Here is a 25,727-nt window from a genome sequence, read left to right on the forward strand (position 1 = left end):
TTAGAGAAAGATTCCAATGACAAGAGAGTCGATACAAGGACAGATGGATATTTTATTAATTACATTAAATGCGCGTTATTCCCATGCCTCACTGGGGCTTCGTTACCTAAAGGCGAATCTTTATGAGCTAGAAGAACGGGCAGAGATCCTTGAGTTTACGATTCAACAAAATAGGGAGGCGATGTTAGAGGAGATCTATCATCGTCAACCTAAAATCGTCTCTTTTGGAATCTATATCTGGAATTTTAGGGAGACGACACTACTTATTCGAGATCTTCGTGCACTAATGCCGGATCTGATTATTACAATCGGCGGCCCTGAAGTCTCTTATGAGTATGAAGAGATTGAGATATTTCCTCTGATTGATTATCTGATTACTGGGTGGGGTGATATCAGTTTTTATCAACTGGCAAAATCACTTCTGATTGAGAATCAGCCTTGGGAAAGTAAAGTTATAAAGGGGATAGAACCGCCATTATCGGAGATTAAATTGCCCTATTACCTCTATACAGAAGAGGATATTAAATATCGAACGGTCTATATCGAGGCTTCTCGAGGCTGTCCTTTTAAATGTGAATTTTGCCTTTCAAGTCTAGATAAAACTGCATGGCGTTTTCCTCTAGAGCCTTTTTTAGAAGCGATGGATGATCTCTATCGTCGAGGGTTGCGTCAATATAAGTTTGTCGATCGAACTTTTAACTTAAAGAAAGATTTTACATTAGCGATTTTAGATTTTTTTCTACAGAAAATTGCCGAGAATCCCGATGATCCCCTCTTTCTTCATTTTGAGTTAGTGCCTGATTATCTTTCTGATGAATTAAAAGCAAAGATCTTAGAGTTTCCAGATGGCTCATTGCAATTTGAGATAGGTATTCAGACACTCAATAGCACAACTCAACATCTTATTTCACGACGTACTAATCTTCCGGTTGCGAAAGAGAATATCTCTTGGCTCTCAAAAAATACCGATGTCCATCTCCATGTCGATCTTATTGTGGGATTGCCTGATGAGGATTTGGAGAGTTTTGCTGTAGGGTTTAATGAGCTCTGGTCATGGGAGCCTCAAGAGATTCAGGTCGGTATTTTGAAACGACTTAAAGGAGTGCCGATTATTCGTCATACCAATGAATTTCAATATCGATTTAGCCAAGAGCCTCCCTATTCAATCTTACAAAATCGAGAGCTACCATTTCCTGAAGTAATGGAGATGGAACGCTTTGCAAAGTTTTGGGACCTTATCGCAAACTCAGGCCGTTATCGTGAAACGTTACCGCTTATTCTTGCTGATAAACCTTTTGAGGAGTTTAGGGCGTTAGCTCGCGCACTCTATCAAAGTTTCGGTCGAGCATATGCTATTGCTTTAGATCGACTCTTTAAAGCGATCTATCTCTATCTAGTGGAGGAGAGAGGATATAGCGTTGAGCGGGTTCGAGAAGTGATGCGGCAGGATTTTTTACGCACAGGAATTAAAGGATGGCCGAAGTATCTCGGTGAAAGACCTGATGAGTTACTCTTTGAAAGAGATCGGAAGGCGAATAAAGAGGAGCGACTCCATGAGGCGTTGCCGCAACGACAAAGGCAACATCGAGTCTAAATTGATTAGATAAGATTCAATTTCTTCAATATCTATCGCTCTCCCCACTCAAACACCATTGAAATGAGATCTCACTCAATGGTGTTTTTTATGCAATGACATTTTATAAGTCTCAATTTGCGCCAGATTTAATCTAAACTCACTCCGGAAACCCATTCCAGAAACCAATTCTAGAAACCAATTCTAGAAACCAGTTTCTGAGACCTATTTCATAAGCTCATTTCATGAGCTGACTTCTAATCTATCCTTTCTTCATAAGGTTTTAGTTGAGGGTAAGCGCTATAAAGAGGTGAAATATTGCAGCTTTGGAAGGGGATGAGCTGCCATTGATGCTGTGTGGCAAGTTCTCTGATTTGTTGATACTTAGTCTCTCCATCGCTCTCTTTGGCGGGCTCTTTAATATAGAGACATGAACCTGTACCGGTAATATAAGGATCAAAATCGAGCGCTATGAGCCTTTTCATGATCTGCTCCATCTCAGGATAGTGGTGATATATTGCCGGCAAGCAATCATTAAGCGCACGAGATTGATCGAAATAATACTCATTCATCATCGCTGAGTTTCGGGGTAGAAAAGGGCTCTTAAAGATCACTTTAGTACTGATGTGAATGCCGGGATTGATCATTAAGAAGCGTTCTTCAGGGAGATCGAGGGGCGTTAGTTTTTCACCTATTCCCTCTCCCCATGCACTTCTTCCATAGATAAAGATAGGGACATCCGCTCCTAATTGACTCCCGATATCGATCAGTTGCTCCTTTGTGAGATTGAGTTCCCATAGTTTATTCAATACGATTAGGGTTGTTGCTGCATTGGAGCTGCCACCCCCGATGCCGGCACCCATTGGAAGATTTTTGACAAGATCAATCATCACCCCTTTGGTGCATTGGGTCGCATCTTTGAGTGCCATAATGGCGCGATAGATAAGATCTTCTTCCTTCGGGAAATTGATATGAGGGTAGTGGAAGGTGATCTCAGGATGATCGGTAATTTGATAGCCGATCTCATCATAGAGATCGGTGAATTGAAAAACCGTTTGTAGATAGTGGTAACCATTAGCTTCGCGTCGAATGACTCGAAGCATACGATTGATTTTGGCAGGGGAAGGGTAATATTGCATTGTTTACCTTATCGAATAATCCAATTGTCAATTAAGAAACGTAAGCGAATATCGTTGTCACGGGTGATTGTCATCTTTAAGGGGAGTTCTACCCCACTCTTAGTGGTCCACTCCTGGTAACTAATATTCCAACCATCTTCATTGAAACGCTCTATCTTTCCATCTTTATCGTAAGTGATGTGAGTATCGGGGTGGTAGGGTTTTCCTTTAATCCAATTTTGAGTGCCTGACACAGGCCATTCGATGCCGGTAAGGTTATAAAAGAGTTGATCGGGACCTCGATCCTTAAAGGTCTGTTCATCGATTGTAATGGTTGTTTCATTGTCGGCGATCTCGATATCTGCACGACCTTGGGCAAAAGGTCCTTGAATGATAATATTGATCGCACTATTTTTGGCCTGTTCGATAGCAAAGCTCACTTGCCCGCTCTGTGTCGGATGCTTGATTGCAGTTCTGCCAAAAACTTTATAGTAGTCAGATTCCTCTAATGACCCATAATTAGGGGTTGTACAGGCGGTGACTGCTAAAGTAAAAAAAATAAAAGGGATAATTTTTGATCTTTTCATGGTTTTTTAAAAAAAGTTTGATAGAATTGTTTCCGTCGTTACACAGCGCAGAAAGAAATCTCTTAAAAGAGAATGACATTCTACACTTTGAAGCGACTTATAAACAGAAGTTAAGTTGGTCGAAAATAAGACATAAATAAAGCTAGACTTCAAATTATAAATGTTTATAATAGTTGTTCTTCTGATGGGCTATAGCCAAGCGGTAAGGCAGCGGGTTTTGATCCCGCCATTCCCAGGTTCGAATCCTGGTAGCCCAGCCATATTATGAAAGGTATTGCACTGTAATTGAGTTGATTATGTCAAGAGGTAAATTACAAATAGTTGCAATACCTTTTTCTATTTTAATTTTCGAAAATTTTCTTTATTGATAGAGGATTCTTTGTAATGAGTAGCAAAGACCAGATGATGGTGTTTACCGGCAACGCCAATCCAGAGTTAGCTAAAAAGGTAGTTGAACATTTAGGGCTTGAGTTAGGAGATGCGACAGTAGGGCGCTTCTCAGATGGGGAAGTGATGATCTCTATCAATGAAAATGTTCGTGGTAAAGATGTCTTTTTTATTCAGCCAACTTGTTATCCAACTAATGATAATTTAATGGAACTTCTGGTAGCATGTGATGCGCTTCGTAGAGCGTCAGCAGGTAGAATTACGGCGGTAATTCCTTACTATGGCTACTCAAGACAGGATCGTCGTCCTCGTTCAGCTCGTGTACCTATCTCTGCAAAAGTTGTTGCAAATATGATTACAAGTGTAGGTTGTGATCGTGTATTGACTATCGATCTTCATGCTGATCAAATTCAAGGGTTCTTCGAAATTCCTGTGGATAATATCTATGCATCATCAGTTATCCAAAATGATATCATTGCTCAGGGTGCTGAAGATATCACTGTCGTCTCTCCTGATGTCGGTGGCGTACTTCGTGCTCGTTCTGTTGCAAAACAGATTCCAGGCGCAGATTTAGTGATTATTGATAAACGTCGCCCAGCGCCAAATGTTGCTGAAGTAATGAACATTATTGGTGAGGTTGAGGGTCGTAACTGTATCATTGTTGATGATATTGTTGATACAGCGGGTACATTAGCGTCAGCTGCGAAAGTTTTAAAATCTCGTGGTGCGAAGACTGTTAGAGCATATTGTACGCATCCGATCTTCTCTGGAAAAGCAATTGAAAATATTGAGGGTTCAGGGCTTGACGAAATGATTGTAACTGATACAATACCTCTCCGTGAAGAAGCTAGAAACTGTGAAAAGATTCGAGTTCTTTCAATTGCAGATGTGATTGCTAATACTATCAGTCGCATCCATGAAGAGGAATCAGTGAGTACACTCTTCTCAATGGAATAAAATTTATTGGGCTATAGCCAAGCGGTAAGGCAGCGGGTTTTGATCCCGCCATTCCCAGGTTCGAATCCTGGTAGCCCAGCCATATAAAAAGATGAAAAGGTATTACTCGTTAGAGTGATACCTTTTTTCTTGTCTGATCTTCTAACGATAAGGAGATTCTTCAGCAATCTATCGGGGCATTCTATATAATGGAGAATCGAAATTAGAGATCAAATCAATTGAGATCAGTTTAACTGAGATCAGATGAATTAACTTGAGGAGAAGTTTATGTCACGTAAAGTTTTTTGTGTCAAATTGCAAAAAGAAGCAGAAGGTATGCCAAGACAGATGTATCCTGGGGAGCTAGGAAAGCAAATTTTTGAAAATGTCTCTAATGAAGCATGGCAACAATGGTTAAGAGCGCAAACAATTTTAATTAATGAGTATCGTATTAACCCACTTGATCCTAAATCGAGAGAGTTTTTAGAAAAACAGATGCACGATTTCTTTTTTGGTGATGGTGCGGATATGCCGGATGCATTTAAGCCTCAATAGTTGCTTAATAATGAATGTAGAGATGGTGGTGAGGAGAATAATTGGAAATTACAAATTACCTTACCATTAAGAGGATGTGAGCTTTAGAGCCACATCCTTTTTTTTGTGATGACCTATTGTTTTAAATGACTTTCTAAAGCGTGATACTATCGTTTTATGTTATCTCTTCGCCACTTCTCTTTTTCTTCTCTTCTACTCACTTGCTCTTGAGTTCTATTCATCAAGAAAATTACTGAATAGTGATTGATTGAAAATCATTCATTTAAAATAAAGCTTGAACTCTTTTTTAAAAGAGGGTAAGGTTTTTCTTATGAAAACTAAAAACATCACACTTCTACCACTACGACTTATTCTGCTGTAACCGCAATGGTTGCAGCCTAAATCTGCTTATTTTAAAGATTTTAGAAGTCCGTAGTTCTCTTTGGTGTGATTATGAATCCCTTAGTTTCTTTCTCAGATAAAAATACCTTAATCAATATCACAACACGAAATGATCATTTCGTCCGTTGGCATGTCTTAACCTATAGTTTACAACTACTCTTTAGCTTTTTTGATTGGGAAGAGTAGAATCTTGTCGGTCATCTATCTCTCTTGTGATCGATGATTGAGGTACTCACTTTCGGCAATTGCTACCTTTCCTTTTTGTTTCCCCCCTTTTTTTTGATTCATCGATTTATTGATAATAAGCGCATATTGAGTGCGCAGAAATAGCATACTAATAAAAGTAGAGGAGAATTTAATTATGGTCCCTAATCCTGAACAGAAATATCAACGCTTTGAAGTTCCTAACTATACAAACCGTACTTGGCCTAATAAAGAGATTACTAAAGTGCCACGTTGGTTAAGTTCAGATTTACGTGATGGTAACCAATCACTGATTGAACCAATGAGTGTTGAGAAGAAGATTCGGATGTTTGATCTTTTGATTGAGTGTGGCTTTAAAGAGATTGAGGTAGGATTTCCATCAGCTTCCGATACAGAATTTAGTTTTGTACGTAAATTGATTGAGGAGAATCGTATTCCAGATGATGTGACGATTCAGGTATTAACACAATCGCGCCAAGATCTTATCACAAAGACATTTGAAGCATTAAAAGGGGTTAAGAAAGCAATTATTCATTACTATAATGCTGTCTCTCCCACTTTTAGGCGTGTTGTCTTTAAGATGGAGAAGCCGGAGATTAAAGCATTAGCCGTAAAAGGTGGTGAGATGATTTTAACTGAATCATTAAAGTATCCTGAAACGGAATGGCATTTTGAATACTCTCCTGAAATCTTCTCCGATGCAGAATTGCCATTTTCACTCGAGGTTTGTGAAGCTGTCTGTGAGGTCTTTAAGCCAACACCAGAGAATAAGTTAATTTTAAACTTACCGGCAACTGTTGAGATGTCAACACCTAATGTTTATGCAGATCAGATTGAGTGGTTCTGTGATCATATTAGTTGTCGTGATTCTGTTGTCATCAGTGCTCACGTCCATAATGACCGTGGTTGTGCTGTTGCGGCGACAGAGCTTGCTTTAATGGCCGGCGCTGATCGTGTAGAGGGGTGTCTTTTTGGGCATGGTGAGCGAACAGGGAATGTGGATTTAGTCACAGTTGCGCTCAACATGTATTCTCAAGGACTTCATCCTGGTTTAGATTTTAGTAAGATCAACACGGTTGTTAGAGAGGTGGAGTATTGTACTGATTTACCAGTTCATCCTCGTCACCCTTATGCTGGTGAGCTTGTCTTTACAGCCTTCTCAGGATCACATCAAGATGCGATTAGAAAAGGATTGTCTGATATGAAAGAGAATCCTGAGCAACATTGGAGAGTGCCTTACTTGCCGATTGATCCATTTGATTTAGGTCGCTCTTATGAGGCTGTGATCCGAGTGAATAGTCAATCAGGTAAAGGGGGAGTTACTTATCTTCTTGAAGAAGATCATGGTATTGAGCTTCCTAGACGATTACAGATCGAATTTAGTAAAGTTGCACAAGAGGTTGCTGATGGTGAAGGGGTAGAGCTTACCTCAAATCATCTTTATGAGATCTTTGAAAGAGAGTACTTCAATATTGATCCTCTATTAGAGATCAAGATACCAATCGATATTGAAGAGGATGCGGAAGGCAATACTTCTATGATGTTAACCTTGAAGACTCCGACGGGAGAGAAAGTATTAAAAGCAACAGGGAATGGACCTATAGCGGCTTTAGTGAATGGGGTGAATGAGCTTTTTGCTTGGGATGTAGATGTCGTAGATTATAGCGAACACGCCAGAAGTAAGGGCTCATCAGCGCATGCTGTCTCCTATGTGGAGATGCAGATCGGTAACCGTACGCTCTTTGGTGCAGCAACACATGCTAATACATCACGATCTTCATTGAAGGCTGTTATCTCGGCATTAAATAGAGCATTAGCAAAAGATTATCTTTCCTTTTAAGTAGATCCTTTAGAGGGGCTTTTAGGGATCTTTAAGGATGGTATCAACAATATTAATACTATTAATTTTATATGGAATCTTGATCAGCAACGGTGATCAGTAGCAGCAATCAGCTACGGAGACTATTAATAGAGTATATGTGGTACCATCCTTTTTTATTGTCTTCTATCACTCCTCTTCTTTATCAGCCTCATCATTCTTATTAGACTTGTCAGTTTTTCCGGTTTTTTATGAAATTGATTCTATCTTGTATCATTATCTTGGTGGGGCTTATTCTCTTTGGTAACTAATTGAATTATATTTTAGTTGTTTGGAGAGAGTGGTGATATGGGGAAGCGAGAGGGAAGGAGTATGAAAGAAATAGCTCAATCCCCATTTTGTTGAAAGATATTTTATTCGGCACATAATGGGAGAAAATGGTAGAATTACCGGAGCTAATTGAATCCTTTTTAAACTTTTTCAAGCTGATATAAGCCCCTCATACAGATCTAAAGCGTAGGTCTAATGAGTAAGACTGAAGGGTAAAACTAAAGAGCTTGGGAGCAGTTTTTTTACTATTGAACATTAAAAGAAGAGAAGTATGACATATTTATTTACCTCTGAATCAGTATCGGAAGGCCATCCAGATAAGGTGGCAGATCAGATCTCTGATGCTGTCCTTGATGCTCTTATTAAGGAAGACAAGGGTGCGCGAGTCGCGTGTGAGACGCTTGTTAAAACAGGTGTTGCGATCGTTGCTGGTGAAGTAACTACAAATGCTTGGGTAGATCTTGAAGATCTCGTCAGACGTGTAATTACAGATATTGGTTATGATTCTTCAAAAGTAGGCTTTGATGGTAAAACTTGTGGTGTCTTAAATATCATCGGTAAACAGAGTAGCGAGATCGCTCAAGGTGTAGACCGTAAATTGCCAGAAGAGCAAGGAGCGGGGGATCAAGGCTTGATGTTTGGTTATGCATCGAATGAGACCGATGTCTTAATGCCGGCACCTATTACATTTGCACACCGATTAATGGAGTGTCAGTCAGAAGCACGTAAAAGTCGTCAGCTTTCATGGCTTCGTCCTGATGCTAAGAGTCAGGTGACTTTTGCCTACAATAATGATGGTTCCATTTCTCACGTTGATGCTGTTGTTCTTTCAACGCAACATGATGAGGAAGTCAAAGCGAAAGATTTGGAAGAAGCTGTGATGGAGCTGATCATTAAAAAGACACTTCCTGCAGAGTGGTTAACAAAAGAGACAAAATATCATATCAACCCGACAGGTAGCTTCACAATTGGTGGGCCAGTGGGAGATTGTGGCTTAACAGGACGTAAGATTATTGTTGATACATATGGTGGTATGGCGCGCCATGGTGGGGGTGCTTTCTCTGGAAAAGATCCTTCTAAAGTGGATCGATCAGCTGCATATGCAGGACGTTATGTTGCAAAGAATATTGTAGCTGCCGGATTAGCCGATAAGTGTGAGATTCAGGTCTCTTATGCTATTGGTGTTGCAGAGCCAACCTCTATTTCGATCACTACGTTTGGAACGAATAAGATTCCTGAAGCAGAGATTGAAGCATTAGTGCGTAAACATTTTGATCTTCGCCCTTATGGCATTATTACGATGTTAGATCTCTTGCATCCTATCTATCTTCCAACTGCTAGTTATGGTCACTTTGGTCGCCACCCTTATGAGGTCGAATATGAGGTTGCAGATGGAACTACAACTACGGCAACAGCTTTCAGTTGGGAGAAGACAGATAAGGCTGATATCCTCAGAGAAGACGCGGGTCTTAAAGAGTCTTAATTGGCAAAGATAAATGGTTATTCTCTCTCCATCTTGATGCAATTATTCTTGACATTGCAGTGGAAAAAGCTAGAATATTCCGTTGTCTTAGTATGAATTTGATACTCGTAGTGCTAACAGTAACCGCTACGAGTATTGTCACTTATATAAATAAAGGGATTTAGGTATGAAACGTACATTTCAACCAAGCTTAATCAAAAGAAAACGTAACCACGGTTTCCGTGCGCGTATGGCTACAAAAAATGGTCGTAAAGTGATCAATCGTCGCCGTGCTCGTGGACGTGCTCGTTTATCAGCATAATTAAATAGAATCAATTTCTAAAGATTCAAGGCGCTTGTTATCGTTGAATAATAGGCGCCTTTTTGTTTTGCAATGTGCTCTATTGCGTTAGTATCTATTGAGATCAGATATATCGATATGAATAATTTTCAATTTGGAAGAGAGAAGAGGTTATTAACCGCACAAGATTATAGTGCGGTGTTTAAAGATAACCGTAGTTTTAAAGATCGCTCTTTCCTTATATTAGTTAAACTAGTAAAGCGATCTGACTCAAAAGAGCAGGAGAATACTTTAGATTTGAGAGTGCCGAGATTAGGTCTGGCGATTTCAAAAAAGAACTTTAAAAGAGCAGTAGATCGAAATCTTGTAAAGCGAGTGGTTCGAGAGTCATTTCGAAGACATCAAGCACTTTTAAAGGGGCTTGATATTGTTGTGATGAGTCGAGCAACGACAGATGTGCATAATTCATTAGCATTACACGCTTCACTTGAAAAACATTGGGAACAGATCAATAAAATATGCGTACAATCTTGATATGGCTTATTAAGTTTTATAAATATTTTTTGAGCCCACTAGTGGGGAATCAATGTCGCTTTGAGCCGACTTGTTCAACTTATGCTTTAGAAGCAATTACGCGATATGGTGCAATCAAAGGAAGTTGGTTGACAATTAAACGGCTTGTTCGTTGTCAGCCACTTTGTAAAGGTGGGGAAGATCCTGTACCTTAGGAGCTTCTCAATTTGTTTTAACATTTATTAAAGAAATTATTTATGCAGAATAATCAGCAGCGTCTTTTTCTCTTATTGATTTTAGCTGTCATCATCTATTTTCTCTACACGAAGTGGGTGGATTACAACGATCCTAAGCCACTTACGCCAGTAGAGCAGGTTGTGCCAGGTACAACTGGAAGTCTAAATAGTGATGGACAGGTCCCGATGATTGGTTCCTCAGATCAAGGAGTACAAACTGCGGTTGCTCTTGATGAGTATATTACTGTCGTTACAGATGTGTACTCGGTCAATATTGCAAAGCAGGGTGGTGATATTATTGAGGTAGGGCTTCTTAAATATCCTGAAAGCTTAGAGGAGAAGGATAAACCCTTTAAGGTGATGGATAATAGTAGCGAGCGTTACCAAGTCACTCGTTCTGGATTATCGAGCCAGACTCATGAAGGGACGCCCAATCATACGAACGCTATCTTTAGCAGTCAAAAAGATCATTATGAGTTACAACCTGGTGATGAGAGCATCATTGTTCCTCTAACCTATGTTGATCCTGAGAGCGGATTAACTGTTAATAAGATTTATGAGTTCAAGCGTGGACTCTACACTATTGGTTATACTCAAGAGTTGCAGAACAATTCTGACCAAGTTTGGGTCGGTGGAGAGTATCGTGAGATTGCCACTAAGAAACCGCAGACCCCTAAAGGGAGTGCTATTGGCGCATCAAGTTTCGATGGTAGCGTCTTCTCTCTTCCTAACAATGATTATAAGTATGAGAAATTAGCTTATAGCAAAATGACAACTACTGAGCGAGGCTTCAATGCTGAAGGGCATGAGGTTGTGCAGCATCGTCCTAAAGAGTTTAGAGGTGAAGGTGGTTGGGTTGCAATGATTGAGCAATACTTTGTCGCTGCTTCTATTCCTGGTAAAGATAAAGAAGCCACAAAGCAGACTCAAAATGTCATTCAGACGTTGCAGTATGGTAACTTTAAAGATGAATCACAAAATACTTATGTGATTCGGATGATGGACCAAGCCCCTATTACTGTAAAGCCAGGTGAAGCTCATAGTTTTGAAGGTCGTTATTTTATCGGTCCTAAGCTTAAAGAGCAGCTAGAAGAGACTGCAGAATATCTTGATTTAACACTCGACTTTGGTTGGTTTAGCCCAATTTCAGAATTGATGTTATGGATCTTGAAGTTCTATCATTCATTCTTAGGTAACTGGGGTTGGTCTATCATTCTTTTAACAGTTACTGTTAAGATTGCGCTCTTCTATTTTGCGAATAAGGGTTATACCTCAATGGCAAGAATGCGTAAGGTTGGACCTAAGCTTGCCCTAATTCGTGAAGAATATGCCGATAATCGTCAAAAACAATCGGAAGAGATGATGAAGCTCTATCGTAAAGAGAAGATCAATCCTTTAGGTGGTTGTTGGCCGATTATTATTCAGATTCCTGTTTTTATTGCGCTCTTCTGGATGTTGATGGAGAGTGTTGAGTTGCGTCAAGCACCATGGATCTTATGGATTAAAGATCTATCGAAGATGGATCCTTACTTTATTTTACCGATCATTATGGGAATCACGATGTTCTTCCAACAACGTTTAAACCCAGCACCAACAGATCCAATGCAGGCGAAGATTATGAAGTGGATTCCAGTTGTCTTCACCTTCATGTTCATGTGGTTCGCAGCAGGGATCGTTCTCTACTGGATTACAAACAACCTCTTAACAATCCTTCAACAGACTATTATTATGAAGCGTGTTGAGCGGGACTCGAAAAAACATAGTTAAAATCACTATTAACGATAACAATTTACAATCCCCTATATGGGGATTGTTTTTTATGAGGAAGTATAAGAGTGTTAAAAGATCAAACAATTGCAGCTATTGCAACAAGTACCGCGATAGGGGGGATTGGCATTGTCCGAATTTCGGGAAGTGAAGCGTTAGAGATTGTTAAAAAGATGACAACTCTTGAAGATCTTAAGCCGAGACATGCCTATTTTTCTCCATTTTTAGATCATGATGGCGTTACAATTGATGAGGGTGTTGTGCTCTTCTATAAAGGACCTAACTCTTTTACAGGGGAGGATGTCGTTGAGCTTCAAGGGCATGGAGGCGTGATTGTACTCAATAGAGTCTTGAATCGTGTTTTGGAGCTAGGGGCAACCATGGCACGCAGAGGAGAATTTTCTGAGCGAGCTTTTTTAAATGGAAAACTCGATCTAGTCCAAGCAGAGGCCATTCATGATCTTATTGTTAGTCAGAGTGAAGCGCAGGCAAAAGCGGCCATGAGCTCTTTGACAGGTAATTTTTCTAAACGTGTAAATGAGCTCTTAGAATCCCTTATTATGATGCGGGTCTATATTGAGGCAGCGATCGATTTTAGTGAAGAAGATATTGATTTTATTTCAGATGGTAATGTTGTTAAAGGCTTAAAAGAGTTAAATGATCAAGTCTCTCAATTATTAAAATCTGCTGGCAATGGGAAAGTTTTAACCGATGGTATTCGTGTTGTTATTGCCGGAAGACCTAATGCTGGAAAATCGAGTCTTCTGAATGCATTATCTGGCGAAGAGACAGCTATTGTGACCGACATTGAAGGTACAACAAGAGATGTATTGCGTGAACAGATTATTTTGGATGGAATGCCCCTCTATGTTATCGATACAGCAGGTCTTCGAGAGACGACAGATCAGATTGAAGCTGAGGGGATTAAGCGTGCAAAACAGGAAGCGGCAACTGCAGATTTAGTGCTCTGGATGCATGATGATCGCACTCCTTTTGAGGGCATTGATGCCGATATAGCAGCACTCAATATTCCTACAATTATTATTCATAATAAGGCGGATCTATCGGGGAGAACAATTGGTGCACATGAGAAATATATTGCAATTAGTGCTAAAGATGGTCAAGGGTTAGAGGCACTGAAGAATGCGATCTTAAAGCAGGTCGGCTTTGAGGCACAAGAAGGACTCTTTAGTGCGAGAGAGCGTCATTTGCAAGCACTTCGTTCTGTTTTAGAACATTTTGCAACGGCATTATCATTGATTGAAGATGAAGTTGCGATTGAACTTGTAGCGGAGGAGTTGCGACTGGCTCAGATTGCTTTAGGAGAGATTACAGGGGAGTTTAGTTCTGATGCCCTTTTAGGGGAGATCTTTTCTAACTTCTGTATCGGTAAGTAGTATCGCTAAGTAGTATTAGAAAGAGATAATAGGGAAGAAGTATTAGGAAGAACACTAGGAAGAAGTAGTTATTAAGTGCTAACTTAGTGATCATCTATCAAGGATGAGGAGTTTAATCGTATGGAGAGCTTTCTAACGGAAGAAAATCTATTAAAACTGACGACAATCAAGATGCCTTTTGGCCGTTATGCCGGAAGAATCTTGATAGATCTCCCTGAGGAGTATCTTTTATGGTTTAATCGTGCTGATAAGGGCTTTCCAAAAGGTGAGTTAGGGCAGTTGATGCAATTGGCTTTAATGTTAAAGATCGACGGGACAGATGGATTAGTCAGGCGATTAAAGGTCTAAAGTTTGAAAGCTCCTTTGAGGAAGGTTCTCCCATTCTCCGTTCCCATCTCTTTTTCTTTGCGATATATTCTTCAGAGATGGTGTAAGTATCTTTTAGGTCCTTTTGGGTATATTGGTGGGTATATTTGTAAGATATCTTACAAATACTTCAAAAAATCAAAACATTTAAAAGATCAAAAATTCTTAAAGAGATCATCTTAAAATAGTAAAAGCCATCGCTCTTAATGGGGTTCACTTCAAAAGTTGTGTCGAACTTTTGGGGTGGAGTTCATTAAGAGGATGGCTTTTTATTGTTTTTTTGTTCTCTAGTTCTCTAGTTCTCTAGTTTTATTTAGAATCCTTGTGGATTCTCTAAAGAGATCTAAGTTTTAGAGCTAAGCTCTATCTATTTTACAAGATCACCTACAGACTTTTTAGTCTCTTCAACGGTCTTGTTCATAGCATCTTCAGCTGCTTTTTTCATCTCTTCTGCAATTTCAGCAGCTGCTTCTTCAGCGGCCTTTTTAGCTTCTTCGATCTTATCCATATTGTCGCCAGCTTTTTTCGCAGCATCTGCAGCAGCTTTCTCTGTTGTTTCAACGGACTTTTCTACCGCTTTTGCTGCAGCTTCTTCTGCTTTTTCAGCTTGTTCTGCGACTTTATCAGTTGCTTCACGCTTTAACTCCGCTGCTTTATCAACTGCTTTTTCACTCTCTTTCGCGGCTTTTTCTGCAACTTCTTCAGCTTTTTTTGCTGCTTTCTCTTCAGCTTCAGCTAACTTCTCTTTTGCTTCATCAACTTTCTCTTCAGCACTATTTGTTGCTGTTTTTTTAGCTTCTTCAGCAGCCTTTTTCTCAGCTTCAGCTTTCTCAATAGCCGCTTTTTCTACTTTTTTAGCCTCGTCTTCAGCCGCTTTTCTTGTCTCTTCAGCCTGCTCTATGGTCTTTTTCTCAGTCTCTTTTGCAGCCTTTTCAGTTGCTTCTTTCTCTTTTTTAGCTTGTTCAACAACTTCTTTCTCTGCTTTTTTTACCTCTTTCTCCGCTTTTTTAGCAATCTCTTCAGTCTGTTTGACTGCAGCCGCTTTGGGATCTTTTGCTTCATCTGAGCATGCAACAAGACCTGCAAAAGCGATTGAGCTGATTAAGAGTAATTTTGTAATATTTTTCATATAGTCAAATATCCTTATTGTAGAGTGAATATATTATTTAAAAAACAAGTAAATAATAAGTGATTATTTGTGATTAAGTAATATCGAAATGAATGCCGAAATGAATATTGAAATGATATTCAATACTTAAATAGTTTATCTCTCCGATTATACGGTATTTACCTTATAAAAAAAACTATAGAGAGCAATGATTAACTAATTTTTCTAAATTTGTTTAATTTTATTTGACTTCGTTTGATTTTATTTAAATTTCCACCATCTTAATTCGTTATTTTAGCGTAGAAGTCGCAGTAAAAAGCAATAAAATCATAAAAAAGAGCTATTTGTTCATCAAATAGCTCTAGGTTAGAGCCTCTATTGAAAGAGGGTAAGGCAACTTTAGAGAGAGATTACCAATGATTGCTAAAGATCATTTTCTTCCATTGTTAAGATATCATCAATCTTTTCTAGAAAAGGTTGATCTTGTAGCGAGATGATCTTGAGGATATTGAATAGACTTTCAACGATCTGTGTGGAGTAGTTCAAATCATTTAAGATAGAACTGGTGGTAAATCCATCAATTGAGCCGCTCTTGAGTGCTGAGTAGACATCTGAGCGAAATTGACTCTCAAATTTACGTGAGTACTCTATCAATTCCGCAAGGGGAATCTCTTGTAGTTGTGGGTAGAGAAGAGATGCTTGATTCTTTAATTCCTCCTTCATCTCTGCGCTGGAGAGATGAGAAGAGGATTCATCTTCATTGTAGACATGTAGTGAGTAGACGGTCCGTAAATTACTGACAATATACTCTCTCAAACGGATATAGAAGTTTTGGGCCACACTTGGATCTCGTGAGAGGTAATATTTGAGATTTTTTTGCAGATGATGACTATTTTTAACGGCAGAGACCAACTTAAAGGCGATAATTTGGCAAGTTGAAAGAACGCTCTGATACTTCTCCTCATTCTTGTTATATTCAATCTTACTGATAAAGGTAAGGAGCTCACTATAGAGATTTTTAATATGCTTTCGATAGAGTAGATCTGCATCAACAGGATCAAAATCATCATATTGGGTAATAGATTCTGGAGTTACCTCTTTAGCCGATAGTATCTCTCTTTTTAAAAAGAGGATGTGGCAGATCACCTCTAGGCTTACTTTAGAGAGATAGGTGAGCTCTTGAAGTACAGCTTGGGTGGCTGTTTGTGTTGAAGAGAGCGCTGTATCGAGAAGATATTTAGGCGGAGTATATTGAACCTCTACCTCTGTCTCACTATAGTCGCCACTAAAATCGACAATCTGTTTTGGCTCGGGAATGTTAGGAATCATTTTTTCTAAAAAGAGCGCTAATCTCCCTTTCAGCGGCCAAAAAAGCAGAAGACCTACAATATTAAAGAGGGTATAGAAAGCTGCAATTTGGATAAGGGGATCTAATGCTAATTTTATTGCGAAGAGATCGAGTAGCGTAATGATCGGTTTGAGTAGGATTAGAATGACAATTGCTGTTCCTGTATTGTAGATAACATGCGATCCGGCAACTCTCATGCCGGCACGATCTCCGCCTAAAAAGCCTAAAATACCTGTAGATAAGGCACTTCCTACGATTGCTCCAACCGTTAAAGCATAGCCTTGAGGTGCATCGATTTGGGCAAGAGCAAGCATTGTCAAGATCAACATTATTGTTGCATGGCTTGATTGAAGCACTATGGTTAATGCGGTTCCTACAAAGACAAGAATTAAGATCCCCATCCATCCTTCTAGTTGATAGCTTAAGATATCAAAATCTTCTGTAAAACTAGAGAAACCACTCTTAATGAGATCAATCGCCAATAGAATAAATGCGACACCAATTAAGACACGTCCGGCAGCTTTAGCTGTTTTCCCGGCAAAGGAGGCGAGGATTCCCATCACAACCATCGGATAAGCAAAAGGACCTAAGCTCACATTTTGTCCTGCAAGCGCTAAAAGCCAGATACCACCACTTGAACCAATGTTGGCTCCAATAATAATACCAATACCGGCCGTTAAAGTGATAAGGCCAGTACTGATAAAGGCAATAATAAGCAAGGCAACAACAGTGGTAGATTGTAAAATTAAGGTTGAGCTTATTCCAAAGAGAAGGCTTTTAAAAGGCGTTTCCGTTCTCTTCGCTAAAATTCGTTCTAATCTACCACCGGCAAGTTTTTCTAGTCCATCTTGTATGCTCTGCATTCCAAAGAGGAAGAAGGCAAGACCAGCACACAACTCAAGCCAATCACCATTGAGATAGAATGAGTAGAGCAGAAGGATAGTAATGACAATGATGCCGATATTTTTAAGTAGTTTTTTGACCACATTGCCTCGCTTAAATTATCTAGATCAATTAAATTAGATAGCGTAAATTTATATAGTTGCGGATAATCGATTGTATCTAATAACTACATCTGCTTGCTGCAGACATTAGATGCAGAAAGAATTGAGTGAAAGAGGTTATTATAGGTAGTGTTGACCTATTGCTCAAATTATTAGAGCGCTTTGAGCAAGTATCGGGTCGGGGATGCTCAAAAGAGAGAGTGGGAAGAGAGTGACACTGAGTCATAACGCTTAATCATAACTTAGAGTAAAGATAGGTAGAGTAAAGATAGGAGCATTAAAGCAAAAAATGGAGTGGTTAGATGATGCAGTTGCGATCGAGCGATTTCGTGACTCATTAATATTTGAGAAGGGTGCGAGTGATCAAACAGATGATTCTTACATTAGAGATCTTGGTAAATTGAGTCGTTATCTACAAGAGCGTGAGCTTAATTTGGTCTCAATTAGCGCAGAAGATCTTAATAATTTTTTTCAAGATCTGATTGAGGCAGATGCAAATCCGCGAAGTCTTGCACGTTATCTCTCTTGCTATAAGCATTTTTATACCTTTTTGCAGCTTGAGAAAGTCAATGAGGGGAATCCTGCAGAGAAAATTAAGCTGCCTAAGTTTCATAAACCGCTTCCGGTATCTATTTCGCAAGAGGAGGTTGTTGCGCTTCTCAACGCACCGGATCGATCAACGCCAATAGGTTTAAGAGATTATGCAATGTTGGAGATTCTCTATTCCTGTGGTTTCCGTGTGACAGAGTTAATCTCTTTGCAATATAGTCAAATTAATTTTGAAGTGGGGTATGTGCGTGTTGTTGGGAAAGGGGATAAAGAGCGTTTAGTTCCTATTGGTGAGGTCGCTTTAGAGGCTGTAAAAAGCTATATCGATCGATCAAGACCGCTGCTTCTTAAGGATCGCGCGAGTAATACCCTCTTTGTGAGTAATCGGGGGACGGCAATGTCTCGGCAGGCTTTCTGGTATGTCATAAAGAAATATGTCCAAGAAGTCGGTATTCAAGGAGAGGTTTCGCCCCACACCTTACGCCATGCATTTGCAACTCACTTAGTTAACAATGGTGCTGATCTGCGGGTAGTGCAACTCTTATTAGGTCATAGTAGTCTCTCTACCACACAAATTTATACTCATGTTGCTAAAGAGCGACTAAAACAGTTACATGCTTTAAATCACCCAAGAGGGTAATGACAGGTGCGTTGACTGGAAAAGAGTGCTGATAAAAAGTGTTTGATCTTTACGATATTCTATTTACATTGTAAGTGAATACGATACACTCTCTACATTATTGTGAAAAAGTGTCCTGTAAAAGTGAACGAGCAGGTAAGCGAGAAATTGAGCAGACACTGATCATAAAAGAAGACAATTATTAAAATATCCATAGAGGCAATTCATGAAAAAATTACTCCTGGTTTCGGCCACTCTATTAGGCTTATCAGCAGTTGCAAATGCAGATGCAAACTTGAAGCACTTTAATAACTTAATTCAAGGGGTCACTGTTGAAGAGGTCCAGCCATCAGTAATTGATGGTTTGTATGAGGTCTTTGTAAAAGAGAGCCCTTATCCTATCTTTCTCTCTAAGGATGGAAAGTATATGTTAGAGGGAAATGCGATTGATCTCGTCAAAGGGGTCAATATGAGTGAAAACTATGCCAATCGACAAAATAAAGAGAAGATTGCTAAATTAGATCCTGCTGATATGGTGGTCTATCAATCACCGAAAGAGGAGCATGTTGTTACTGTATTTACAACAACAGATTGTCCATTTTGTCGTATGCTTCATTCACAGATTGATGATTATTTAGCAGAAGGGATTACGATCCGCTATGTAGGATTCCCTTACCGTGGACTTAACTCAGAAGGGTATCAAGAGATGGTATCTGTTTGGTGTGCTGATGATCGCAATAAAGCACTAGATGAGGCTGTTGCTTTTGCTGATAATCGAGGTGGAGCAAAACCTAAGCCCGCGAGTTGCAAAAATCCTATAGCGGAGCAGTATCAGCTTGCTTTAGAGATGGGGGTGCAGGGAACGCCGGCAATTATTTTAGAAGATGGTGCTATTTTACCAGGATATCTTCCTCCTAAAGAGTTACGTAAACGTATCGATGCAAGGGAATTATAGGTTTATAGCGCTTGTTGGATTTTTATCTCTTGAATAGATAAAAGAAAGGTCATCTTAAAAGATAGGATGACCTTTTGTTCTCTTCTAATTTAAATTTTTAGCTTATTAATGATCGATCAAAGACCGAATTACCGAATTAAAGATCGACTAATTTGATTAATTTGTTAATTTATTTGAAGTTGAAGAAGATTTTAGGTGCTTCGTGATTACGTCTAAAGAGAATAATCATTGCGCCTATTTTCTGGATGAGAGTTGCATTGAGTGCAGTAACGATCTCTTCTGTGATAGACTCTCTCTCTTCACGATCACGACCTGCGAGTTTAATCTTAATAAGCTCGTGATGTGCAAGCGCTTTGTCAGCCTCTTTGATGAAGCTTTCTGTAACGCCTTTATCACCTAAAATAAGCACCGGATCAAGATGATGGGCTTTACCTTTAAGAAATTTGATATGTTCAATTGTGAGTTTAATTTGTGTCATGAGTAATGAAAATAGTTCTCGAAATAAAGAGATTAGCGTATCACATCAAGCGCAGCTTCGTCATCTTTTTAAAAATTTGAAGGTGTTAGCGGTGAGTCTACTACTTGCCGGTATTATTTTGTTAGTTGCAATTCAATTTATGAATTTCACTCCAGCGGTAGAGCTAGGATTGTTACTCTTTTTTGGTCTTTGTGGCGCGCTCTATCTTGTAGGGCGAGGGCGATCTTTTCTCCTTCAGTATCATGCGATAGAGGCGAAGATTGAAGCAGAAAATGAGGATAAAAAGAAGAAGGCTGAGAGATCGACACAAATAGGAGAGACACCAGATCAAGATTCATAGTGCATATACCTAATAGGATATCTTAAGGATGCATAGAGATGGAGAGCTCAGTAGTTAATTAGCTAATCAACTAATTAATCAATTATTAATCAATTATTAATCAATTATTAATCAATTAAATAGTTAAACAGTAGCATTGGATATGGATTGTTCTCTTTGAGTGGTGCTATTAGATGATGAAAAAATGGTAAAAACAGCACTATAACAATAGTAATGTAACAGCTTAAAAATAAAAGCAAAAAGCAAAAATCAAAAATTAAAAAGCAAAAATTAAAAGTAATAAAAGAGTAAAAATTATGGCAAAGAAGAGAAGCGCAAGTAGTACAAGATGGCTTAAAGAGCATATGGACGATGAGTATGTATTGCGATCAAAGCGAGAAGGGTGGCGTTCTCGGGCAATCTATAAACTTCAAGAGATTGATGAGAAAGATCGTCTGTTTCGATCAGGAATGACTGTGGTAGATCTCGGTGCAGCCCCAGGTAGTTGGTCTCAATATGCGATGCATCGCGTAGGGGATCATGGTGTTGTCATTGGTCTAGATCTGCTACCTATAGATCCACTTGCCGGCGTTCACTTTATTCAGGGGGATTTCCGGGAAGATGAGGTGCTTGATGAGTTGCTGGAAGTATTAGATGGACGTTTAGTGGATGTTGTTCTTTCTGATATGGCGCCTAATATGAGTGGTATTAAAGGGGTTGATCAACCTAAAACGATGTATCTGCTCGAATTAGCATTAGATTTTGTAAAGGGTAATCTTAAGCCGGGTGGCGATTTTCTTTTGAAGATCTTCCAAGGGGAGGGATTTCAGGAGTATTACAAGGATTTACAGAAGAACTTTACAAAAGTAGTGACAAGAAAACCGAAGGCTTCTCGTGCGAGAAGTGCTGAGATCTATCTCTTAGCAAAAGGTTTTAAGGGAAGAGATGAGGATTGAAAGTATTGATTTCATCCCCATCATCTTAGGATAAGGGCGGGGATGCGTAAATCAATCTCGCTATTAATCGTAAATGATATTTCAAAAAGCATTTAGAGGTCGCTTGAAATGAGAAAAAAAGGCCTCAGATTATGAGGAATTACTCTCAAAGCGTGATAGACTTCTATATTGCTTTTTGGTAAAAATGAGTAGGCAAATCTAAGTGCAATCATCGAATCTGACGTAGTAAAGTAGAATTGTTTACATATTATCAATTGATTTCAACTATAAAATCGAGGTTAGTCTTTTGAAGTACAAGGGAAGAGATATAGCTTTATGGCTTGGAATAGGTATTTTTGTATTTATGCTATTTCAAGGCTTTGGCGGCAGTGGGGGTCGAGAAATCCCCTATTCAGAATTTTTAAAGCAGGTAGAAAATGGACAAGTGCGAGAAGTTAGCATGAGCGGTCCTGCGAGCGCGAATATTGAAGGGGTAACCTCAGATAACGTTCGATTTTCAACCTACAATCCTGAAACAAATAATGGCCCTCTGATTCAGAGTTTAATTGATCATGGTGTTCGCTTTACAGGTAAATCATTAAGAACTCAAGGATTGTTTCTCTCAATCTTCTTGAATCTGTTACCGATACTCCTACTCTTAGGATTCTTCCTCTTTATGATGCGCCAATCGGGTGGTGGCGGTAAAGGTGGACCGATGAGCTTTGGTAAGTCGAAAGCGAAGATGTTAACGCAAGATCAGATTAAGACGACCTTTGCGGATGTAGCGGGTGCTGATGAGGCGAAACAGGAAGTGGGTGAAATTGTTGATTTCTTAAGAAACCCAGGACGATTCCAAAAATTGGGCGGAAAGATTCCCCGTGGTATTTTGATGGTGGGCTCTCCAGGTACGGGTAAGACATTATTGGCAAAAGCGATTGCCGGTGAGGCAAAAGTACCATTCTTTACCATCTCTGGTTCTGACTTTATGGAGATGTTTGTAGGGGTTGGCGCTTCACGTGTTCGAGATATGTTTGAGCAGGCGAAAAAACATGCCCCCTGTATTATCTTTATTGATGAGATCGATGCGGTTGGTCGTCATCGTGGATCAGGAATGGGTGGTGGACATGATGAACGTGAGCAGACCTTGAATCAGCTTCTTGTTGAGATGGATGGATTTGCAGATAACCAAGGGGTTATCATTATTGCCGCAACAAACCGACCTGATGTTTTAGACCCAGCGTTATTACGCCCGGGTCGTTTCGATCGACAAGTTGTTGTTCCGCTTCCTGATGTGAAGGGGCGTATAGCGATTCTTAAAGTGCATCTTCGTAATGTTCCTGCAAGTAGTGATGTGGATATTGAGCAGATTGCACGCGGTACGCCAGGCTTCTCAGGAGCAGATCTTGCTAACTTAGTCAATGAGGCGGCACTCTTTGCTGCGCGTAAAAATCAGGATCAAGTTACACTTTATGATCTTGAAGAAGCAAAAGATAAGATCATGATGGGAGCAGCAAGAAGCTCGATGCAGATGACTGATGATGATAAAAAGCTCACTGCCTATCATGAAGCAGGGCATGCTATTATTGGTTATCGTTTAAAGTCAGATCCTGTCTATAAAGTAACGATTATTCCAAGAGGTCGAGCTTTAGGGGTCACAATGACACTTCCCGAGCGTGATCATGTAAGTGTTCCGAGAATGTGGTTAGAAAATAAATTAGCGATGGTCTTTGGTGGTCGCATAGCAGAAGAGTTGATCTTTGGTTATGATGCCGTAACAACCGGGGCAGCAAGTGATATTCAGCATGCGACGAATCTTGCTAAGAAGATGGTAACAGAGTGGGGTTTATCTGAAAAAATGGGCTTTATCTCTTACTCTGAAGGAAATGAATCCTACTTAGGGGGACATTCAGGCCATGCTTCTGGAGTTTCTGATGAGACAGCGCGTCAAATTGATCTTGAGGTCAGAGCGATTATTGATCGAAACTATGCTCGTGCAGTAGAAGTTTTAGAGAGCGATATCGATAAGCTTCATAAGATGGCAGAAGTATTGTTAGAGATCGAGACAATCGATGCCGATCAAGTTGAAGATATTATGGAAGGACGTCCTGTTCGCGGTTTAGATAAGAAGCATGATGAGGATCCGGCTTCCTTAGATATCAGTGGACCACCTAAAGTAGATATTGTCTCTTAATAGTCACTCTGACTTTAAGTTTAAAGGAGATTTGAAGAGAGCTATCCTCGAAAGAGGGTAGCTCTTTTATTTTGGCTCAAACGCTATTTTCATTAGATTACTTTTCCTTTAGAATAGATCACTATTTATAGATCATTGCTTGATGGGATCTAATTTTGAAATATAAAATTTGAAATACGAAATACGAAATACGAAATACGAAATACGAAATACGAAATACGAAATACGAAATGGGGTAGTGAAAACGATGAGTCAGCAGTTTAAAAATATTGGGATTATTACAGAGTTAGCATCAAAAGAGCCTCCGGTAGTACAACAACCTTCAGAAGCTAAACAAGCTGAAAAACTCTCATTTTCTCAATTGCAAAAACGTCTGCGTCATCAAGTAGGAAGAGCCGTGATGGATTATAAGATGATTGAGGAAGGAGATCGCATCATGGTTTGTCTCTCGGGTGGGAAGGATTCTTACACGCTGTTAGATCTTCTTATGATTCTGCAGAGGCATGCGCCGATCTCATTTGAGATTTTAGCGGTTAATCTTGATCAAAAGCAACCCGGTTTTCCTGAAGAGATACTCCCCCAATATCTAGAGAGTATTGGTGTGCCATATCATATTATTGAACAAGATACCTATTCAATTGTGACAGAGAAAATTGCACCCGATAAGACGATGTGTAGCCTCTGTTCTCGGTTACGTCGAGGTTCTCTCTACTCATTTGCTAAAGAGCATGGCTATAATAAGATTGCTTTAGGACATCATCGTGACGATATTGTTGAGACTCTCTTTATGAATATGTTTTTTGGGGGAACAATGAAAGCGATGCCACCAAAGTTGCGGAGTGAAGATGCTGATAATATTGTTATTCGTCCTCTCAGTTACTGTAGTGAAGCAGATATTGCCGCTTATGCCCAATTACGTGAGTTTCCAATTATTCCTTGTAATCTATGTGGCTCTCAAGAGGGACTACAGCGACAAGAGGTGAAGAAGCTATTGCAGCAATGGGAGCGAGAGTCACCCGGAAGAATCGATAATATTTTTAGAGCAACAAAGAATATTCGTCTCTCCCAGCTATGTGACAGCGACCTTTTCGATTTTGAAGCATTTTCAACAAATAGTGAATATGTGAAATCTTAAAAATTTCTGTCTCGAATTACACCCCAAGGTTTTTATTGAACCTTGGGGTTTTTTGATCAGTTTATTATTGAGATATTAGATGACGAGATAGTAGAAGAGTGGGACTGTTAAAAATGAGATGGGGATACCGATAGCGGTCATAATGGAGGCGAGTTCTCCATCGAGTCCGCGCTCAAGCGCAATAATAACAGCAATCACCATCGGTGCCATGCCCGCTTGCATCAAGACAATCTGATTGATGTAGATATTAGAGGATGCATAGATAAAGAGAAGGGTGGCAAGAATAAAGAGTGGTAGGATAATGAGTTTAATAGTAAGACCGATCGTTAGATAACCGATGAGTTTTCTATTACGAGGTATCGTTAAGTTTGCTCCAACAGAGATCATGGTCAGCGGGGTAATGAGGCTACTGAGAGACTCTAAAGTGAAAGTTATAAAGGCTGGGTAGGTAAAGGGCTTGAGGAGGAAGGCGAAGATCAGAGCAATAATTGGAGGATATTTAATTAAAGCATGTAAGTTTTTACGAATAGAGATCTTTTCACCACTATAGAAGTCAGCGATAAAAGCACCGAGTGTAAAGAGAAGAATAAAGTTTGATTGATCAACCCACAATGCGATTCCAAGATACTCTTCTGTTCCCATCATTGCCTGTATCAAGGGGACACCGACAAATGAGGTATTTGCAGTTCCTGCAAGTAAAATGAGTGTCCCGGTAGTGATGCGAGACATCGGAATAAATATTTTGATGATATAGATGAGGATGATTGTTACTAAGAAAAGCACCCAGGGCGAGAGTAGTGGGAAGAGGGCATCTAAAGAGAAGGTTTGTGAATGAACTTTATCGAGTATTAACGCCGGCAGTGCAACTGTGATCGCAACGCGATTGAGAGAGTAGATAAATTCGCTTTTGCAGCTGATTGTACGTGTGACAAGTTTACCTATTACAAGGCATATCAATATTAAGATAATTCCATTCATAAAGGCTGATCCATCCAATATACCCTCTTTTGCACTAAGGGGTGTTTTAGAGCAAGAAGAGAAAGAGAGTGAGTATTTTTAATCCGATAGAGGAGAGTGCAATGAGGAGATTGATGAAGGAGCTGATGAGTCAGCTAATGAGAAAATCATCTCCTTTTTTGCTCTCTACCACTTTA

24 protein-coding genes and 2 tRNA genes are annotated in these 25,727 nt (G+C 39.6%); 20 read left to right on the forward strand and 6 right to left on the reverse strand.

Annotation, left to right across the window (positions count from 1 at the left end):
* Positions 1–16: 16 nt before the first annotated feature.
* On the forward strand, positions 17–1,594 hold the full coding sequence (locus tag AC0SAP_RS00160; RefSeq protein ID WP_473382290.1) for a B12-binding domain-containing radical SAM protein: 1,578 nt from the start codon (positions 17–19) through the stop codon (positions 1,592–1,594).
* Positions 1,595–1,830: 236 nt separating this feature from the next.
* Here AC0SAP_RS00160 and ispE read toward each other — a convergent pair whose 3' ends face one another.
* On the reverse strand, positions 1,831–2,712 hold the full coding sequence (gene ispE, locus AC0SAP_RS00165; protein WP_473382291.1) for a 4-(cytidine 5'-diphospho)-2-C-methyl-D-erythritol kinase: 882 nt from the start codon (positions 2,710–2,712) through the stop codon (positions 1,831–1,833).
* 8 nt (positions 2,713–2,720) lie between these two features.
* Complete coding sequence (lolB, locus tag AC0SAP_RS00170; RefSeq protein WP_473382292.1) at positions 2,721–3,278, reverse strand: lipoprotein insertase outer membrane protein LolB; 558 nt, start codon at positions 3,276–3,278, stop codon at positions 2,721–2,723.
* A 185-nt stretch (positions 3,279–3,463) separates the two neighbouring features.
* Between lolB and AC0SAP_RS00175 the strand changes: the two genes are divergently transcribed.
* The 13 genes from AC0SAP_RS00175 (at position 3,464) to AC0SAP_RS00235 (ending at position 13,914) form a co-directional block, all read left to right on the forward strand.
* A tRNA-Gln gene (locus tag AC0SAP_RS00175) sits at positions 3,464–3,538 on the forward strand.
* A 124-nt stretch (positions 3,539–3,662) separates the two neighbouring features.
* Entirely contained in the window at positions 3,663–4,622 is a 960-nt protein-coding gene (locus AC0SAP_RS00180; protein ID WP_109235285.1) for a ribose-phosphate pyrophosphokinase, read from the forward strand.
* 7 nt (positions 4,623–4,629) lie between these two features.
* Positions 4,630–4,704 (forward strand) — tRNA-Gln (locus AC0SAP_RS00185).
* A gap of 185 nt (positions 4,705–4,889) precedes the next feature.
* A complete protein-coding gene (locus AC0SAP_RS00190; protein WP_094568254.1) occupies positions 4,890–5,156 on the forward strand; it encodes an oxidative damage protection protein in 267 nt (88 codons plus the stop codon).
* A gap of 432 nt (positions 5,157–5,588) precedes the next feature.
* Positions 5,589–5,723 carry a hypothetical protein gene (locus AC0SAP_RS00195; RefSeq protein WP_473382294.1) on the forward strand — a complete coding sequence of 45 codons (135 nt, stop codon included), beginning with the start codon at positions 5,589–5,591 and terminating at the stop codon, positions 5,721–5,723.
* 175 nt (positions 5,724–5,898) lie between these two features.
* Positions 5,899–7,581, forward strand: a complete 1,683-nt coding sequence (leuA, locus tag AC0SAP_RS00200) for a 2-isopropylmalate synthase (protein ID WP_473382295.1) — start codon at positions 5,899–5,901, stop codon at positions 7,579–7,581.
* Positions 7,582–8,161: 580 nt separating this feature from the next.
* Positions 8,162–9,373, forward strand: a complete 1,212-nt coding sequence (gene metK, locus AC0SAP_RS00205; protein ID WP_473382296.1) for a methionine adenosyltransferase — start codon at positions 8,162–8,164, stop codon at positions 9,371–9,373.
* A 166-nt stretch (positions 9,374–9,539) separates the two neighbouring features.
* Positions 9,540–9,674, forward strand: a complete 135-nt coding sequence (gene rpmH / locus AC0SAP_RS00210; RefSeq protein ID WP_026878661.1) for a 50S ribosomal protein L34 — start codon at positions 9,540–9,542, stop codon at positions 9,672–9,674.
* 117 nt (positions 9,675–9,791) lie between these two features.
* Positions 9,792–10,187 (forward strand): ribonuclease P protein component, encoded by a 396-nt coding sequence (gene rnpA / locus AC0SAP_RS00215; protein WP_109236145.1) that lies wholly within the window; start codon positions 9,792–9,794, stop codon positions 10,185–10,187.
* Entirely contained in the window at positions 10,172–10,381 is a 210-nt protein-coding gene (yidD, locus tag AC0SAP_RS00220) for a membrane protein insertion efficiency factor YidD (RefSeq protein ID WP_094568251.1), read from the forward strand. The genes rnpA and yidD overlap by 16 nt, the downstream gene beginning before the upstream one ends.
* A gap of 42 nt (positions 10,382–10,423) precedes the next feature.
* Positions 10,424–12,169, forward strand: coding sequence for a membrane protein insertase YidC (gene yidC, locus AC0SAP_RS00225; RefSeq protein ID WP_473382298.1), 1,746 nt, complete (start codon positions 10,424–10,426; stop codon positions 12,167–12,169).
* 68 nt (positions 12,170–12,237) lie between these two features.
* A complete protein-coding gene (gene mnmE / locus AC0SAP_RS00230) occupies positions 12,238–13,566 on the forward strand; it encodes a tRNA uridine-5-carboxymethylaminomethyl(34) synthesis GTPase MnmE (RefSeq protein ID WP_473382300.1) in 1,329 nt (442 codons plus the stop codon).
* Positions 13,567–13,686: 120 nt separating this feature from the next.
* Positions 13,687–13,914, forward strand: a complete 228-nt coding sequence (locus tag AC0SAP_RS00235; protein WP_473382301.1) for a DUF3820 family protein — start codon at positions 13,687–13,689, stop codon at positions 13,912–13,914.
* A gap of 385 nt (positions 13,915–14,299) precedes the next feature.
* Here the strand turns inward: AC0SAP_RS00235 and AC0SAP_RS00240 are convergent, their stop codons facing one another.
* Positions 14,300–15,061: a hypothetical protein gene (locus AC0SAP_RS00240; RefSeq protein WP_473382302.1), complete on the reverse strand. Its 762-nt coding sequence runs from the start codon at positions 15,059–15,061 to the stop codon at positions 14,300–14,302.
* A 402-nt stretch (positions 15,062–15,463) separates the two neighbouring features.
* Positions 15,464–17,374 (reverse strand): Na/Pi cotransporter family protein, encoded by a 1,911-nt coding sequence (locus AC0SAP_RS00245; RefSeq protein ID WP_473382303.1) that lies wholly within the window; start codon positions 17,372–17,374, stop codon positions 15,464–15,466.
* A gap of 307 nt (positions 17,375–17,681) precedes the next feature.
* Between AC0SAP_RS00245 and xerD the strand changes: the two genes are divergently transcribed.
* Positions 17,682–18,581 carry a site-specific tyrosine recombinase XerD gene (xerD, locus tag AC0SAP_RS00250; protein ID WP_473382304.1) on the forward strand — a complete coding sequence of 300 codons (900 nt, stop codon included), beginning with the start codon at positions 17,682–17,684 and terminating at the stop codon, positions 18,579–18,581.
* A 205-nt stretch (positions 18,582–18,786) separates the two neighbouring features.
* Complete coding sequence (locus tag AC0SAP_RS00255; protein ID WP_286478903.1) at positions 18,787–19,515, forward strand: thioredoxin fold domain-containing protein; 729 nt, start codon at positions 18,787–18,789, stop codon at positions 19,513–19,515.
* 169 nt (positions 19,516–19,684) lie between these two features.
* On the opposite strand, the gene yhbY is transcribed toward AC0SAP_RS00255, so the two are convergent.
* On the reverse strand, positions 19,685–19,993 hold the full coding sequence (gene yhbY, locus AC0SAP_RS00260) for a ribosome assembly RNA-binding protein YhbY (RefSeq protein WP_094568243.1): 309 nt from the start codon (positions 19,991–19,993) through the stop codon (positions 19,685–19,687).
* Between yhbY and AC0SAP_RS00265 the strand changes: the two genes are divergently transcribed.
* From AC0SAP_RS00265 to ttcA, 4 genes are all read left to right on the forward strand, one after another.
* Positions 19,992–20,333, forward strand: coding sequence for a hypothetical protein (locus AC0SAP_RS00265; RefSeq protein WP_473382306.1), 342 nt, complete (start codon positions 19,992–19,994; stop codon positions 20,331–20,333). The genes yhbY and AC0SAP_RS00265 overlap by 2 nt on opposite strands.
* A gap of 296 nt (positions 20,334–20,629) precedes the next feature.
* Positions 20,630–21,268: a 23S rRNA (uridine(2552)-2'-O)-methyltransferase RlmE gene (rlmE, locus tag AC0SAP_RS00270; RefSeq protein WP_094568241.1), complete on the forward strand. Its 639-nt coding sequence runs from the start codon at positions 20,630–20,632 to the stop codon at positions 21,266–21,268.
* A gap of 286 nt (positions 21,269–21,554) precedes the next feature.
* Positions 21,555–23,438 (forward strand): ATP-dependent zinc metalloprotease FtsH, encoded by a 1,884-nt coding sequence (ftsH, locus tag AC0SAP_RS00275; protein WP_286478910.1) that lies wholly within the window; start codon positions 21,555–21,557, stop codon positions 23,436–23,438.
* Positions 23,439–23,685: 247 nt separating this feature from the next.
* Positions 23,686–24,573 carry a tRNA 2-thiocytidine(32) synthetase TtcA gene (gene ttcA, locus AC0SAP_RS00280; RefSeq protein WP_473382308.1) on the forward strand — a complete coding sequence of 296 codons (888 nt, stop codon included), beginning with the start codon at positions 23,686–23,688 and terminating at the stop codon, positions 24,571–24,573.
* A 75-nt stretch (positions 24,574–24,648) separates the two neighbouring features.
* Here ttcA and AC0SAP_RS00285 read toward each other — a convergent pair whose 3' ends face one another.
* Entirely contained in the window at positions 24,649–25,551 is a 903-nt protein-coding gene (locus tag AC0SAP_RS00285; RefSeq protein WP_473382309.1) for an AEC family transporter, read from the reverse strand.
* Positions 25,552–25,727: the final 176 nt, after the last annotated feature.

It is taken from the genome of Ignatzschineria sp. PL_is040 (assembly GCF_055813795.1).

Excerpts from the sequence above, each read along its gene's own strand:
- AC0SAP_RS00160 (WP_473382290.1), top strand. The coding sequence starts at position 17 with ATGACAAGAGAGTCGATACAAGGACAGATGGATATTTTATTAATTACA.
- ispE (WP_473382291.1), bottom strand. The coding sequence starts at position 2,712 with ATGCAATATTACCCTTCCCCTGCCAAAATCAATCGTATGCTTCGAGTC.
- lolB (WP_473382292.1), bottom strand. The coding sequence starts at position 3,278 with ATGAAAAGATCAAAAATTATCCCTTTTATTTTTTTTACTTTAGCAGTC.
- AC0SAP_RS00180 (WP_109235285.1), top strand. The coding sequence starts at position 3,663 with ATGAGTAGCAAAGACCAGATGATGGTGTTTACCGGCAACGCCAATCCA.
- AC0SAP_RS00190 (WP_094568254.1), top strand. The coding sequence starts at position 4,890 with ATGTCACGTAAAGTTTTTTGTGTCAAATTGCAAAAAGAAGCAGAAGGT.
- AC0SAP_RS00195 (WP_473382294.1), top strand. The coding sequence starts at position 5,589 with ATGAATCCCTTAGTTTCTTTCTCAGATAAAAATACCTTAATCAATATC.
- leuA (WP_473382295.1), top strand. The coding sequence starts at position 5,899 with ATGGTCCCTAATCCTGAACAGAAATATCAACGCTTTGAAGTTCCTAAC.
- metK (WP_473382296.1), top strand. The coding sequence starts at position 8,162 with ATGACATATTTATTTACCTCTGAATCAGTATCGGAAGGCCATCCAGAT.
- rpmH (WP_026878661.1), top strand. The coding sequence starts at position 9,540 with ATGAAACGTACATTTCAACCAAGCTTAATCAAAAGAAAACGTAACCAC.
- rnpA (WP_109236145.1), top strand. The coding sequence starts at position 9,792 with ATGAATAATTTTCAATTTGGAAGAGAGAAGAGGTTATTAACCGCACAA.
- yidD (WP_094568251.1), top strand. The coding sequence starts at position 10,172 with ATGCGTACAATCTTGATATGGCTTATTAAGTTTTATAAATATTTTTTG.
- yidC (WP_473382298.1), top strand. The coding sequence starts at position 10,424 with ATGCAGAATAATCAGCAGCGTCTTTTTCTCTTATTGATTTTAGCTGTC.
- AC0SAP_RS00235 (WP_473382301.1), top strand. The coding sequence starts at position 13,687 with ATGGAGAGCTTTCTAACGGAAGAAAATCTATTAAAACTGACGACAATC.
- AC0SAP_RS00240 (WP_473382302.1), bottom strand. The coding sequence starts at position 15,061 with ATGAAAAATATTACAAAATTACTCTTAATCAGCTCAATCGCTTTTGCA.
- xerD (WP_473382304.1), top strand. The coding sequence starts at position 17,682 with ATGGAGTGGTTAGATGATGCAGTTGCGATCGAGCGATTTCGTGACTCA.
- AC0SAP_RS00255 (WP_286478903.1), top strand. The coding sequence starts at position 18,787 with ATGAAAAAATTACTCCTGGTTTCGGCCACTCTATTAGGCTTATCAGCA.
- AC0SAP_RS00265 (WP_473382306.1), top strand. The coding sequence starts at position 19,992 with ATGAGTAATGAAAATAGTTCTCGAAATAAAGAGATTAGCGTATCACAT.
- yhbY (WP_094568243.1), bottom strand. The coding sequence starts at position 19,993 with ATGACACAAATTAAACTCACAATTGAACATATCAAATTTCTTAAAGGT.
- rlmE (WP_094568241.1), top strand. The coding sequence starts at position 20,630 with ATGGCAAAGAAGAGAAGCGCAAGTAGTACAAGATGGCTTAAAGAGCAT.
- ttcA (WP_473382308.1), top strand. The coding sequence starts at position 23,686 with ATGAGTCAGCAGTTTAAAAATATTGGGATTATTACAGAGTTAGCATCA.
- AC0SAP_RS00285 (WP_473382309.1), bottom strand. The coding sequence starts at position 25,551 with ATGAATGGAATTATCTTAATATTGATATGCCTTGTAATAGGTAAACTT.